At 43.3% G+C, this 14,869-nt stretch carries 9 protein-coding genes and 1 other RNA gene; all 10 read left to right on the top strand.

Features of this window, described 5'->3' with window-relative positions; translation table 11 throughout:
* Positions 1–113: 113 nt before the first annotated feature.
* The 10 genes from AC0MXB_RS06970 to rbsK all read left to right on the top strand — a co-directional run bounded on the left by AC0MXB_RS06970 (position 114) and on the right by rbsK (position 14,858).
* A complete protein-coding gene (locus AC0MXB_RS06970) occupies positions 114–2,129 on the top strand; it encodes a calcium-binding protein (protein ID WP_474038927.1) in 2,016 nt (671 codons plus the stop codon).
* A 495-nt stretch (positions 2,130–2,624) separates the two neighbouring features.
* Entirely contained in the window at positions 2,625–4,196 is a 1,572-nt protein-coding gene (locus tag AC0MXB_RS06965) for an acyl CoA:acetate/3-ketoacid CoA transferase (RefSeq protein WP_474038926.1), read from the top strand.
* 79 nt (positions 4,197–4,275) lie between these two features.
* Positions 4,276–5,736 (top strand): 4-hydroxyphenylacetate 3-hydroxylase N-terminal domain-containing protein, encoded by a 1,461-nt coding sequence (locus tag AC0MXB_RS06960; RefSeq protein ID WP_474038925.1) that lies wholly within the window; start codon positions 4,276–4,278, stop codon positions 5,734–5,736.
* A gap of 281 nt (positions 5,737–6,017) precedes the next feature.
* Positions 6,018–6,364, top strand: a transfer-messenger RNA (tmRNA) gene (ssrA, locus tag AC0MXB_RS06955).
* A gap of 235 nt (positions 6,365–6,599) precedes the next feature.
* The gene (locus AC0MXB_RS06950) at positions 6,600–9,086 is read left to right on the top strand and encodes an HD domain-containing phosphohydrolase (RefSeq protein ID WP_474038924.1); all 2,487 of its coding nucleotides are present in this window, start codon (positions 6,600–6,602) and stop codon (positions 9,084–9,086) included.
* A 369-nt stretch (positions 9,087–9,455) separates the two neighbouring features.
* Positions 9,456–10,805, top strand: coding sequence for an MFS transporter (locus AC0MXB_RS06945; RefSeq protein ID WP_474039298.1), 1,350 nt, complete (start codon positions 9,456–9,458; stop codon positions 10,803–10,805).
* Positions 10,806–10,856: 51 nt separating this feature from the next.
* The gene (locus AC0MXB_RS06940; protein WP_474038923.1) at positions 10,857–11,666 is read left to right on the top strand and encodes an HAD-IIA family hydrolase; all 810 of its coding nucleotides are present in this window, start codon (positions 10,857–10,859) and stop codon (positions 11,664–11,666) included.
* Positions 11,667–11,798: 132 nt separating this feature from the next.
* Positions 11,799–12,677 carry a damage-control phosphatase ARMT1 family protein gene (locus AC0MXB_RS06935; protein WP_474038922.1) on the top strand — a complete coding sequence of 293 codons (879 nt, stop codon included), beginning with the start codon at positions 11,799–11,801 and terminating at the stop codon, positions 12,675–12,677.
* A gap of 121 nt (positions 12,678–12,798) precedes the next feature.
* Positions 12,799–13,836: a LacI family DNA-binding transcriptional regulator gene (locus tag AC0MXB_RS06930; RefSeq protein WP_474038920.1), complete on the top strand. Its 1,038-nt coding sequence runs from the start codon at positions 12,799–12,801 to the stop codon at positions 13,834–13,836.
* 89 nt (positions 13,837–13,925) lie between these two features.
* Entirely contained in the window at positions 13,926–14,858 is a 933-nt protein-coding gene (gene rbsK / locus AC0MXB_RS06925) for a ribokinase (RefSeq protein ID WP_474038919.1), read from the top strand.
* Positions 14,859–14,869: the final 11 nt, after the last annotated feature.

Raw genomic sequence — 14,869 nt, 5'->3', positions numbered from 1 at the left:
TATATAGTATGGTTTTATACATCGTGAAATTATCGAGCGTCATAGTGGGAGGCTTGTTAAGCGGCTTTCCCATCAAAAGATTTTAGAAATCTATAGTTTCAGGGAGGATAAAAATGGATGTTAGGGAACAACCTTACTTTACAGTGAAAGTGACCGATTCGTATAATACCGCCCCAACGATTAGTTGCGGAATATCAGGCCAGACCGTGAACGATGATGCGACTATTACGCCGTTTAGCAGCATAAGGATCAGCGATCCGGATGTAAATGATATTGAAACATTGAATGTGCAACTGATAAACCCGTGGATGGGAAGTCTTACTGCAGCGAGTGGCAGCTACAATGCCAGTACGGGAATATACAGCGCAACAGGCAGTGCTGCGCAGGTGCAAAATGATCTGAACACGCTGATCTTTACGCCGACGAATCGGCTGACGGCGGGAAGTACGCAAAATGTTTCCTTTAACGTGAAAGTGACGGATTCGCATAATACAGCAGCAACAACTNAAACATTGAATGTGCAACTGATAAACCCGTGGATGGGAAGTCTTACTGCAGCGAGTGGCAGCTACAATGCCAGTACGGGAATATACAGCGCAACAGGCAGTGTTGCGCAGGTGCAAAATGATCTGAACACGCTGATCTTTACGCCGACGAATCGGCTGACGGCGGGAAGTACGCAAAATGTTTCCTTTAACGTGAAAGTGACGGATTCGCATAATACAGCAGCGACAACTCAGGTTGGTATTACAGTCTTATCTCATTCAGCTAGTACCCTTGATTATTCGTCCGATTCTAGTGCAAGGGAAATCAACATGTCTGTCGGTACGGTTCCCAATGTTATCGGCGGCTCTGGTGATGATATTTTCCGCGGTAATAGCGGCAATAATGTGTTAGATGGCGGTGGCGGCAATAATCAACTCTGGGCGGCGGCTGGTGATGACAAAATGATTGGCGGCAGCGGCAGTAATGGTTTCTGGTGGGGCCAGGGCGATGGTCATGATGTGGTGCAGGAAGGCGGACGTACCAGCAGCGCTGGAGCCGATGCTTTGTATCTTTATAATGTAGATCGGAATGGCTATAGCGGCGAACAAAGCGGCAATGATTTTGTGATTAGTCTACCTGACGGGGAAAGTATGACCGTAGCAGGTTGGTATGCAGCAGATCCAGCGAGTCGGATTCAAGGCTGGGTTTTTGGCGATACCGTAGTAGCCTGGAATGATGGTCAAACGGCTACCGTCGAATTGGCGCAACCAGCTTACGCCCAGGAAAATATCCATCAGGTCGTAGTCGATGACAGACAAGTCGGCATTGTCCGCGGCGGAAATGGCGATGATATACTAGAGGAAGGCGCTATGGGAGGGCAGCTGTGGGGCGGTCTTGGCGGCAACGACCGTATGGCTGGCAGCAGCGGCAGTACGGCTTACTGGTGGGGTAGCGGCAATGGGCAGGATGTGGTTAGTCAGTCGGCTGTGAACAGCGGTGATGCCTTGTATCTCTATAATGTGGCTAGAAACGGCTACAGCGGCGAACGGCAGGGCGATGACTATGTTATCAAAACAGGCGACGGTTCTACTTTGACAGTACAAGGCTGGTATAGCGCTAAACCGGAAGAGAGAATTCAAGGCTGGGTCTTTGGCAGCGAGGTCGTAGCTTGGAATGACGGTCAGGCGGCGACGGTAGAATTATCAGATCCCTGCTATGCTTTAAATGGGATTCATCAAGTCACAGCGGCGGACGGTGGTGCAATGATCTTTCGCGGCAGTAGCGGCTCTGACGTTTTGACAGCAGGTTCCGGTGGCAGTAAGATGTGGGGTGGCGCCGGGAGTGACGTTATGACCGGCGGCAGCGGCAAGGATGAGTACTGGTGGGGCCAGACAGACGGTCAAGATGTGATCAGCGGCCGCTCTGACAATAGTCAGGACTCCATCATGCTCTACAATATGTCTTTAAGTAGTGTGCACAGCCAGCTGAGTGGCAATGATCTAGTCATTTCGCTTGATGGCAGTAGTGACACTTTGACGATTAAAGATTGGGCGAAGGGCGGCGGCTATCAGCTGAATTCTTTTAATATTGGCGGTAAAATGTATCAGTTAGCAGCTGACGGCAAGAGCTGGTCAGCCAAGTGATAAGTTGAAGCAGGAGGCCTGCATTCTGAAAATTAAGATGCAGGTCGAAATTTGGTTCACCTCCACCATACAAATCACAAAATTTTTATAAAAGAAGCATAAAAGGGCCGTTTGGCCATTTTATGCTTCTTTTTTGCATGGAATTTAAGGTAGGTTACTCAGCAAGTTCATGTCAGTGATGGTAACGACGAGTGTTCAGAAAATGGTTTTACGGTCCCTGACATAAGTAAAAATGTTCAAGCATATTAAGATTAGGGGCGCCTTTAAATTGAATGTATTGGCTGTTTCGCGATTAGATCGATTACCTATGACTTAGCAATAATAGGGTTTGCTGTAGCACTATCACAAAAATAAACGGAATTTTTTGATTATTATCCTTCGAAGTTCTTATTTTTATGGTACAGTAATGGAATTTCAAAGTTCATAGGCAATCTCCTATTTTATTGAGTTTTAATATATGGACAAACCGAGGGCGAGCCAAAGGAGGGGGTAAACGTGGAAAACAAGATTATCAGTGCTGCTGAAGCGGTTAAATTAGTTAAGTCAGGTGATACCTTAGCGATATCTGGCTTTATTGGCATGGGACATCCCGCCGAATTGACTGAAGCATTGGAAAAAAGATTTTTGGAATCTAACGAGCCAAGTAATTTGAAATTAACTTTTGGCGCTAGTCAGAATGATGGGAAATCCTGGTGGGGATTAAATCGTCTCTGCCATGACGGATTGTTAAGCAAAATTGTTGCCGGTCACTTTGGTCTCCAGCCAGACATGGTTAAAATGATCATGGATAATAAAGTTGAGGCCTACAATATACCGCAAGGAGTAGTCATGCATTTATACCGGGCTATTGCTGGGGGAAAGCCTGGGATTGTAACCCCTGTTGGTCTTCGCACTTTTGCTGATCCTCGGGAAACGGGCGGAAGGCTGAATGAAATTTCTAAGGACGAAGTGGTTCAGCTGATTGAGATTGATGGCAAGGAATATCTTTTTTATAAGGCTTTTCCCATCCATGTCGCGTTCATCCGTGGGACAACCGCTGATATTCGCGGGAATATTACTTGCGAAAAGGAAGGCATTTCTTTGGAAATTCTGTCACTTGCCATGGCGGCCCATAACTCTGGCGGAATTGTTATTGCCCAGGTAGAGCGTATAGCTGCGGTTGGTACGCTTGATCCCAAGCTTGTTAAGGTTCCTGGTATTCTGGTGGATTATATGGTTGTTGCAAAACCGAAAAATCACTGGCAGACTATGGCGAGACCGTATGATCCGGCGCTCTGCGGTGAGCTAAAAGTACCCCTGAACAACTGGGAGATTATGCCCTTGGATGAACGCAAGATTATTTGCCGCCGGGCGGCAATGGAGTTAATTCCTGATGCAGTTATTAACTTGGGAATTGGTATGCCTGAAGGCGTTGCTGCCGTCGCAGCTGAGGAAGGGTTCATTGATCAACTGACTATGACTGTTGAACCAGGGCCTATTGGAGGTATTCCCTTATCGGGACTGCGATTTGGCTGTGCGCTGAATCCAGAAGCGCTTTTGGATCACCCCTATCAATTTGATTTTTATGATGGGGGCGGCTTGGATTTAGCGGTGCTTGGCTTGGCCGAAGCTGATCAATTCGGGAATGTGAATGTCAGCAAGTTTGGTCCGCGTATTGCAGGAGCCGGTGGTTTTGTAAATATTACGCAAAATACCATGCAGGTTATTTTCGCTGGCACACTTACAGCTGGCGGCTTAGAAATAGATATAAAAGACGGTAAGTTGCAGATTCTCCAAGAAGGAAAGAGCAAAAAAATAGTTTCCAAGGTTGGTCAGATTACGTTTAGCGGTGAGTATGCCAGGGAGATTAAACAGCAGGTTATGTACATTACAGAGCGGGCGGTATTTGAACTAAGGCCTGAAGGCTTTACTCTTACAGAGATTGCTCCGGGTATCGATATTGAGAAGGATATTATTGCCCAAATGGGATTTAGACCGCATATTGTCGCTGATCTTAAGTTGATGGATGCCCGGATTTTCAAGGCGGAATCGATGGAAATCAAAGCGGAAATAGCAGCCAAGAAATAGGCTTTATGTTTAGGCTGGTTTGCTCGTGGGGCAGATGCCCTGTTAACAAATAGATGCAAAAAAGGGAGAGTGTAGATGTATGTTGATGAATGGCGATCAGTATAAAGCGAGTTTGAAGAAACTGCGGCCTAATATTTACAAGTGGGGTAAACTGATTGAGGATGTTACCACCGATCCGGCGACTCGCTTGCATGTTCAATCCGTTGCATTGTCTTATGATGCCGCCTTTGATCCAGAAAGAGCGTCTATTTTCACTGCTAAGTCGCAGCTTACTGGTGAGACTGCTCATCGTTGGAACACGTTAATGGATAGTGCCGAAGCTGTAGTAGGCAATGCCAATATGAAGCGTGCTCAGTTTCATATGACGGGAACTTGTCAAGGCGCTACCTGCGCGGGGTGGACTGGACTTAATGTTTTGTGGGAAGTAACAGCTAAAATGGATAAAGACTTAGGCACGGTTTATCATGAGCGTTTAAAAAAGTATTTTCGGTATGTAGAAGACAATGCCATAGCTTTGGCTGGCGCCATCACTGATGCGAAAGGCAATCGATCTTTAAAGCCTTCCCAGCAAGCTAATAAAATGCAAAATCTGCACGTAGAAGAAACTCGGGCCGATGGCGTCGTGATTAGTGGGTACAAAATTCAGATCTGTGGTGTGGCGGCAGCTCATGAAATTATTGCTGTTCCTGGCAGCGGCTATGGTGAGTCCGAAAAGGATTTCTGCGTAGCTTGCGCCGTTCCTCGTGATGCTGATGGACTGACTATTGTTGAAACCCGTCGTCCCAGTGAAAAACGGGACGAAGAAGAAGGCTGGGATGCTCCGAAAGTAGGGAATATCACTCAGGCATTCCTGTTGTTCGATAAAGTATTTGTGCCGAATGATCGCATATTTATGAATGGCGAATTTAAATATTCAGGGCAAATCATTGGTCATTTTGCCGCTATTTACCGTGCGGCTATTGGTGCTTGCGTTGCCGGTCAGGGCGACGTCATGATTGGTGCAGCGATTAACATGGCAAGAGCCAATGGCTTAGGTCAAAAGACGTTTCAGGCAGCACTTACGGAAATGGCTATTAATAACGAAGTGAATTACGGTCTGGGACTTGGGGCAATGATGATCGGCAAGCAACAGCCAGCTGGACTCTTTGTGCCTGATGCACTTTTGGCTCATACCAATAAAACTCAGGTGGCTAAACTTCCTTATGCAACCAAAGTTATGGCCCAGGACATCAGTGGTGGTATCGCTGAAACTGGCTGTTTCCCATCCTATACAGATTTCCAGTCGCCAGAATACGGTGAGAAATTGCTTGAATGTCTTGTTGCTGGAGCTGATGGTGAAACCCGGGCCCGGGCGGCTCGTCTTGTTGAGTGGTTGACCGTGGGCGGCGGCATTCCAGGCTGCATGCATGGCGGCGGTTCACCAGATGGGGCTAAAATGGTCGTTAAGGCTTTTACCAAGTGGGAAGCTTATGCTGCTGATGCGAAACGGATTGCTGGTATTACAGCAGATTTGACTGAACCAGAAAAAGCGAAGAAGTAAGTTCCGATGAATGGGTGTGCATTGCTAGTCATACACACCCATTCATTATTTAAAAGTGGCCATTTTTTGTTGGCATAAGGCAATCTATTAAATAAAGTATTTCATTATTTATAGTGATATTTTCATCTGATACATTCACAAGTCAAACAGCGATAAAGACTGCAGTTGTTGCGAACTCTTGTTCTTTATGCTATAATAAGCAAACAAACGTTTTATCTCTGTAAAAGTGGCAGATGATAAAATCGTTCGCTACGGCTATTCGCCGTACATCCCGTCATCATGGGGGTGTACTGGTTTCGACAGGGATAGTTGTGGCAGCAATAGCGAGCCGGGATTCCATCAGCCCGTCAATACGGTGGAACGCAATTAAACGCAAACGAAGATTACGCTTTAGCAGCTTAATGCTAACGTTCGCCTCAGATTCGCCCGTGATCCGGGGATGAACGTCACTTAGCGGGATACCTGAAGCTCAATTCTCGGAGAGCCGACTGGGAAACTTTATCGAGATAGCGGCCAAGAAGCCTGTTTGCGGGCGTCAAGGCGGCGAAATCTAAATCGCAAACTGCGCTCGGAGAAGTTGTTGTAGCAATGTTTCTGGACAGGGGTTCGACTCCCCTCACCTCCACCAATTAAATCCGAAAAAAATTGAAAACCCGCGAATTTCGCGGGTTTTTTGTTGTTTGTTCTTTAAAAGATTTGGGGTAGGCAATGATGGTCGTATATAAACATAATTTCCAGTTTACTCAAATAATTGCAGGAGATTTGTTTCATAAGGGGGAATTTTCTGATATATTTACAGGATATATCAGCATTTGTTCCGACGCTACGATTAAACTTTTTTACTCTGCTATGGGGGGATATTTATGGTACTTAGCATTAAAAATAAAGCCATACTTACCATATCATTATTAGCTACGGTACTGATGTCAATTATGTCATTTTTGACATTTACCTATTTTGAATCTGAGTTTAAGCAATCCATTTCCAACCAGCAGTTTACCCTACTGTCGGCTATAGCAAAAGAAATTGACAGTAAATTGTTCACTGCCCATGCGACGCTTATTGCTGAGTCAAAACATGCGCCATTTGACCTTGCAGATAATCCAGAAAAAGCGCAAGACTTCTTAAACGGCATGGCTGGCCTGCATACAATATTTGATAATAATATTTTTATCTTTTCACCACAAGGTCGAATCGTTGCCGAATATCCTTTTGCACCGAATCGACGGGGACTTGATTTTTCTTATCGCGATTATATAAAAAGAACGCTGGCTGAGAGGGTTCCCGTTCTGGGGAATCCATATGTTTCCAGTCAAAGTCACGGACATTCGGCAATTATGTGCACTGCGCCTATTTTCGATAATAATGGGAATGTGGTGGCTATACTAGCTGGCGGTATTGACCTTATGAAAGACAACTTTCTTGGTGAGTTATCTCGAACAAAAATCGGCAAAACAGGATACCTTTATCTCTATAATACGGATCGGACAATCATTATTCATCCTGACAGTGAACGCATTTTGCAACAAGATGTCCCCCTAGGCGCCAACCTATTATTCGATAAAGCCATTGAGGGTTTTGAAGGTACAGAAGAAACAAGTACTTCACGGGGTAATGCTGTCCTTGCAACATTCAAGCGGGTCCCATCTACCGATTGGATTCTCGTATCTAACTATCCTATTGCTGAGGCCTATGCTCCAATTGTGCGAGGAAGAGAGTATTTTTTTAAGGGCACAATTTTAGGTATTTTCGTTGTGCTCAGTTTAATCTGGTACGTTGTAGGCCATTTAATGGCCCCGCTAAAAACCTTTACTCGCCATGTTGAAGAAATCCAGACAAAAACAGGAGCTAGTCGGTTCAGCCAAATTAAATCTCATGATGAAATTGGCGCTTTATCCCAGGCTTTTGATAAAATGGTAGAAGAGCTAGATAAAAAAAATTCCTCACTGCAAAAAAGTGAGGAACTGTACCGGACAGTTGTGGATTTTGCCTCAGATATAGCTTACTGGCGCAGTCTGGAGGGACGAATACTATATATTTCTCCCAACTGTGAGCGGCTTACAGGCTATCGGGATGAGGAATTTTATGCCTCGCCTGTTCTGCTTGACAGACTATTTCGTGGACATCCGCAGGAAATTTCCGATAAACCAACGGAATTTGATATTACAGCAAAAACTGGACAAAAATATTGGGTTAGCCATGTGAGCCGCCAGGTTTTTGACGCGAGTGGAAACTTTCTTGGTGTTCGTGGTAGTTTCAGTGATATTACGGAGCGTAAATATGCTGAAGAACGATTACTTTATTTTAGTCTTCATGATGCGCTTACAGGAGTCTATAACCGTGCTTTTTTCGAAAGTGAAATTCAGCGTTTAGCTACGGAGACTTCTCCGGTTGGTATGATTGTTAGTGATGTCGATGGTTTAAAGTTAATTAATGATACTTTGGGCCATGATCGTGGTGATCAATTACTAGTTTCGGCAACTATAGCACTGCAGCAATCTTTACCCCCAAGCGCGGTCGTAGCTCGGATTGGTGGCGATGAATTTGTAATTATTATAAAAAATACCACTTTATCAACAGTAAACGAGGTTTGCCAAAAAATTAAGCTTGCTGTTCAGACTTCTAATAGAAAAGATCCTCAAAATCTACTCAGTATATCTACAGGCTCGGCAGTCGGTCTTCCGGTTTCAGGAAGTCTATTGCATCTATTTAAACAAGCTGATGATATGATGTATCGCGAAAAACTCCATCGGAAACAGAGTACACGTAGTGCGATCGTCAAGGCCTTAATGAAAGCGCTTGAAGTGCGGGATTTCTGCACCGGAGGACATGCTGATCGGTTACAGAATAAAATAGTTTTATTAGCCACAGCTATTAATATTCCCGAGATAAATCTTGCAGATCTGCGCCTATTAGGCCAGTTTCACGATATTGGTAAAGTTGGTATTCCTGATCATATTCTTTTGAAACCGGGACCTCTCGACGAGGAAGAACGTCGTATCATGCAGCGCCATGTCGAAATTGGACACAGAATTGCTATAGCGGCTCCTGATCTAATGCCAATAGCAGATTGGATTTTAAAACATCATGAGTGGTGGAATGGTAGCGGATACCCCTTAGGTCTTAAAGAAGAGCAGATACCAATTGAATGCCGCCTCTTAGCAATTGTAGATGCTTACGATGCTATGACAAGCGACCGCCCTTATCGAAACGCAATTTCGAGTCGTGAAGCCCTCCTTGAACTGAAGAAATGTGCAGGTATTCAATTTGATCCCAGCCTTGTTGAAAAATTTTGCGAAATGATTACCGTTATTGAGCAAGCGACGGATGACCAAGCATTTTCAGCCTAGCAGTAATAACGTCGGGCTGCAAAATTTATGTTATACATTGCTCGAATAAATATGCTGTAAAGCTACAATGGAGTATATTTGGGATAGAGCAGAGAAATAGGGTTCTATATGTCCAGTTTATTCCCGGTGAAAAGTGCGTAGGATTTATTCCTACGTGCTTTTCGTTTGTTTTTCTGATAACAAAATATCAAAAATTGTGTGATAATTCAGATATGGATAAGTGTAAATATAGAGCAGGGGAGGTGTCTGAGGGGAATAGGTTGATTGCTATGGGCGTAATGGTAGGCAATGTTACGTTTTCTTTGAAATCAGAACGTATCTGCTACCAGCCAAACAAAAAATGAAGGAATCGGGTGAAAAGGTATGGGAATCATTGATGTTATTTGGACCTTCTTTAAAACGGGCGCAAATATAACACCGCTTACGGATCCAAAAGAAATCAAATCGAAATTTAATACGATGCGTTGGCAAGTATTTGGTTCGATTACGATTGGCTATGGCTTATTTTATGTATTGAGACTTAACTTTTCGGTAGTGAAAAAACAGCTTATGTCATTAGGTATACTAGATGCACAGCAGTTGGGGCTTATGGGCTCGGCGATGTTCATTACGTATGGTCTTGGTAAATTTACTAATAGTTTTCTAGCGGATCGATTTAATAATAAACGTTTTTTTGCTTTCGGACTATTTATGTCATCTGTCGCTAGTGTCGGTATGGGCTTTTGCAATACTTTCGTACCGCTTGTGGTTTTATGGGGCATTAACGGCTGGTTCCAGTCCTTTGGCGCCGGACCTTGCATTGTTGCATTGAATCAGTGGTTTACGAATAAAGAACGTGGTACCTATTATGGTATTTGGTTTACAAGCCATAATCTCGGCGCCGCCTTCACTTATGTAGTAACAGCTGTACTTGTTACTACGTATAGCTGGCAAATGGGCTTTATCGTTCCGGGTCTTGTTTGTATGGTAGGTTCTTTCGCTATATTATTCTGCATGCACGACCGTCCTGAAACAAATGGGTTGCCTAATGTAGAAGTATATAAAGGGGAAGTACAACCAGAAGCGATAAAGAGTACTAAAACGGTAAGCCAGCTGCAATGGGAAGTTGTTAAAAATCCCGCAGTATGGATTCTTGGCTTATCGAGCCTTTGCTGCTATATCACACGCTATGCCATTGAAAGCTGGGGGATTGTTTACTTAACAGCAGAAAAAGGCTATTCCACAGTGGGAGCTAGTAGTGTCCTTGGTGTAATGCAGGTTGCCGGGATCTTTGGCGCTTTGACTTGCGGTCTTGTCTCCGATAAATTGTTTAATCACAAACGGAATATGCCAGCATTAATATATGGTGTTTTATATGTTATATCAGTTATGCTTTTCCTCTGGGCTCCGCCAAGCTTTGCTATGGATATGTTTAGCTTGAGCCTATACGGTTGGGTAATGGGAGCTCTTGTCTGTTATTTAGGTGGTCTTATGGCAGTTGATATTGTTCCTAAACGGGCAACTGGTGCAGCAATGGGGATGATTGGTCTGTTAAGTTATGCCGGTGCAGCAATGCAGGAAGCGATCAGCGGCTATCTCATCAATTCTCATATGACAATTGTGAACGGCGAAAAAATTTATGACTTTACACTGGCAGGGGAATTCTGGGTAGGCGCGGCTGTTGTTTCTTGTCTGTTGGCGCTGCTTGTATGGAATGCCAAACCGAAAGAAATCGTATAGCTTGTTGGCGCTGCTGCGCGTAAGGTTGTAAAAAGTAGGAGGCGACAGACAATGTCGCAGAATTTTGAGAAGTTACGACGCTTAAAATATTTTTCGTTAGATATGGATGGTACCATTTTTTTAGGCAAAAAACTGTTGCCTGGTGCCATAGAGTTTCTGCAATATTTAAAAGCGAGCGGCAGACCCTATCTGTTTTTAACGAATAATTCTTCAAAAAATAAACAATCTTATGTTACAAAACTTCAGGCTTTAGGAATTGAAGCAACTGTTGAACAAATATTGACTTCCGGTGAAGCGACCGCGCTATATTTAAAAAAGCTAAAACCGCAAGCGCGAATTTTTTTACTAGGTACACCTGATTTAGAACAAGAATTTATCGCACAACAGTTCATCTTGACAGCTGACAACCCCGATTATGTCGTCTTAGGATTTGATCAGACCCTTACTTATGCCAAGTTGACGGAAGCTTGTCACTTAATCAGGGAAGGCGTACCGCTTATTGCAACTCATCCTGATATTAACTGCCCGACCGATGATCGCTCTGGTTATTTACCTGATACGGGAGCGATGTTGGAATTGATTTATGCTTCTACAGGTAAAAAAGCCAAAATTATCGGAAAGCCTTATCGGGAAATCATTGATGTTTTAGTTGCTAAGCTCAATTGCAAACGAGAAGAAACGGCTATGGTTGGAGATCGACTGTATACAGATATTAAACTGGCAAAGAATGCTGCTATTTGTGGTATTCTCGTATTAAGCGGCGAAACTAAGCTGGCTGATTTGGCGCAAGCGGAAGTTCAGCCTGACTATGTGTTTCCAAGTGTCGCCGAATTGACTATTGCTTTACAAGCGGCTAAATAGTAAAGCGGTACTACGAAATGTATTGTATAAGACAAAATTAGCAGGCTGTTGGTCTGCTAATTTTGTCTTTCCCGATAATATGATTGGTGAAGTATTCAATAAGTATTAGCTAAAACAAGGAGAATCGCGATTATGAAACTGAATCTGAATTGCATTTTATGCAATATAAAACAAATTTTAACAGTCACAGATTTTGTTCAGTTAGACTCTGCTAAGAAAGAAGAAATTATGCGTGACGCGCTTGGATATTTACAGGGTACGAATTATGAAAGATCTAATCCTGAAGTGATTAAAGGTACTTGGGATATTATTACTAAGTATATTGATGATACCGATCCTTATAAAAAAATTAAAAGTTACTACAATCAGGAACTTCTCGGTATTGCTGATAGCATACGCAAGTTGATCAATCAATCGGACGGTAAATTTGATGCCGCATTAAAGATTGCTATTACGGCGAACTTGATCGACTTTGCGGCAAGTCATACTTTTGATGAAAAAATGCTGCTGGAAAAAATAGCTGCGATTCATGCACAAACGATGCCTATTGACGATAGTAAAATATTATATGAAAAATTAAAAACGGCAACAACACTTCTCTATTTAGGGGACAATTGCGGCGAAATCGTTATTGATAAAATTTTTATTGAATATATTCAGGCAGCATTTCCTAACCTAAAAGTTTATTTTGGCGTTAGAGGGGAACCGATTGTCAATGACGTTACCGTGGAAGATGCAACTATGGTGCATATGCAAGAAGTGGCCGAAGTCATTAGTAATGGCGATGGATCACTTGGTACGGTTATAGAAAAAACGAGTCCAGCTTTTAGAGAAATTTTTTATAAGGCTGATGTGATCATCGCTAAAGGGCAAGGAAATTATGAAAGCTTGAGTGAAATTGATCGCGAGCATATATTCTTTTTGTTCATGGCGAAATGCGATGCTGTGGCAAACTCATTAAAGGTAGACAAGCTATCTATTGTTTGCGCTGAGTATCGTCCGGAAGCATAAGCCGCTGCCAGGGGAGTTTGTTGTTCTGAGAAGGATATTTTTGCAATACAATATATTGACAATTCAAAACAATCTGTTAGAATGGAATTGAAACCGGTTACAATGCGAAGGAATGTTGAAAATGAGTATTAATATATATGATATTGCCAAAAAAGCGGGTGTCTCATCGGCAACGGTATCGAGGGTTATTAATAATAAGCCTCATGTGCGTGAAGAGACCAAAGAAAAAGTTTTGAATGTGATTGCCTCAATGAACTATACGCCCAATTCTTTAGCCCGTAACCTTAGTACGGGTAATACTTTGAACATCGGATTTTTGATTCCCGATATTGAAAATCCTTTTTTTTCGCAACTTTTGCGTGGGCTAACAAATGCTTCCGAACAATATGGCTATAATATTTTTCTCTATGGAACCGATGATAGTGTTGAGAAAGAGCACCGGTTTTTTCGTTCTGTTAAGGCGGAACGGTTAAGTGGTATTATTGTGATTCCGATTGATGAGAATAACACGGAAAGTTGCAAGCGGTTACTTGAATTTGAAAAAGCCGGTGTTCCCGTTGTTCTGATTGACCGGGCTCTTAAAAATTGTCGTTTGAATGGTGTATTTTCCGAAGATTTTAACGGGGCTTATGCTGCTGTAGATTGTCTTTTACGAGAAGGCCATCGGCGCATTGCTACAATAAAAGGACCGGAGAACTCTCGTCCGGGAAATGAGCGTTGGCTGGGTTATTTAGCAGCTCTAGAAAAATGGGGTGTTAAGCCGGAAAGTTGCTATGTACGGCAAGGAGACTTTCATGAGCCATTAGCCTATGAGCTTATGAAAAGTCTTATGGAGCAATCACAGCCGCCGACTGCAATTTTTTCATCAAATAATATGACCTCGCTTGGCTGTATTCATTATATTACGGAAAAAGGCTTGAAACTTGGGGAAGATATTTCAATGATCGGCTTTGATGATATGGAGATATTGAAATATATGAACATTCGTCTAAGCGTTGTAGATCGTGATGTATATAGCATGGGCTGGAATGCCATTGAACTTTTAACAAGACGTTTGGATGAGCTTGATAGGAATGATCCAAACCAGGTGCCTTGCCGGCAAGAAATCTTTTTGCCGACAAAACTGATTTTGCGTGGGTCAGAGAAATGGCGAGGCTAGAAACTGCTATGCACATTTTTGTAACCGGTTACATACGGGCAAAATGACATCATAAATCACAAGCTTGGATAAAGAAGGGAGACTTTTTCATGGGGAAAAAGGTTGCAGTTTTCGGAAGTTTTGTTGTAGATCTTATGGCAAGAGCGGCACATCTACCGCAGCCCGGCGAAACGGTTAAGGGGTCCATGTTTAAGATGGGAGCTGGCGGCAAAGGGTTTAATCAAGGCGTTGCTGCTCATAAATCAGGAGCGGACGTGGCCATGATTACGAAAGTTGGAAACGATGCTTTTGCTGATGTTGCGCTTAGTGTCATGGCTGAGCTGAACTTAAGCAAAGAATACATACTTTATAATCAGGAAGTTGGTACAGGTTCTGCCATTATTATGGTGGATGAACAAACCAGTCAGAATAAAATCATTATTGTACCTGGCGCCTGCAGTACCATAACAGCACAAGACGTTGATAATTTGAAACCTCTGCTTAAGGAGTGCGCTTATGTGCTGTTGCAGTTGGAGGTGAATCAGGACGCCAATGAACGCATCGTTGACATTGCCAATGAATGTGGCTGTAAAGTCATTTTGAATACAGCTCCTTATCAGCAAGTCAGTGATGAGTTTTTAGCAAAGGTCTATATGGTAACACCGAATGAAGTGGAAGCAGAAATGATGACCGGTGTACCTGTAGAGGATTTGGCTGCAGCGAAAAAGGCTGCTGCGGTATTTTACAATAAGGGCGTTGAAGTCGTTTTAATAACATTAGGGGAACGAGGTGTGTTCGTTTCTGATCATGGGCGTGAAGAAATTATCAGTGCATTTAAGGTTGATGCAGTCGACACTACCGGTGCAGGCGATGCATTCAATGGTGGCCTCCTGACAGCATTATCGGAGGGGAAAGACTTGTGGGAAGCTTCTCGCTTTGCCAGTGCACTTGCTGCCCTATCTGTTCAGAAAATTGGCACAACTCCAGCGATGCCAACGCGAGAGGAGGTTGAAGCGTTTCTTAAACAGGCAAGCATCGATTAGTAGATAGGAGG

The organism is Pelorhabdus sp. sgz311001 (assembly GCF_055901755.1).
This window is presented reverse-complemented; position numbering and strand designations above follow the sequence as displayed.

Bases quoted from the DNA above. Each gene is read 5' to 3' on its own strand.
- AC0MXB_RS06960 (WP_474038925.1), top strand. From the start codon at position 4,276: ATGTTGATGAATGGCGATCAGTATAAAGCGAGTTTGAAGAAACTGCGG.
- AC0MXB_RS06940 (WP_474038923.1), top strand. From the start codon at position 10,857: ATGTCGCAGAATTTTGAGAAGTTACGACGCTTAAAATATTTTTCGTTA.
- AC0MXB_RS06935 (WP_474038922.1), top strand. From the start codon at position 11,799: ATGAAACTGAATCTGAATTGCATTTTATGCAATATAAAACAAATTTTA.
- AC0MXB_RS06930 (WP_474038920.1), top strand. From the start codon at position 12,799: ATGAGTATTAATATATATGATATTGCCAAAAAAGCGGGTGTCTCATCG.
- rbsK (WP_474038919.1), top strand. From the start codon at position 13,926: ATGGGGAAAAAGGTTGCAGTTTTCGGAAGTTTTGTTGTAGATCTTATG.
- AC0MXB_RS06950 (WP_474038924.1), top strand. From the start codon at position 6,600: ATGGTACTTAGCATTAAAAATAAAGCCATACTTACCATATCATTATTA.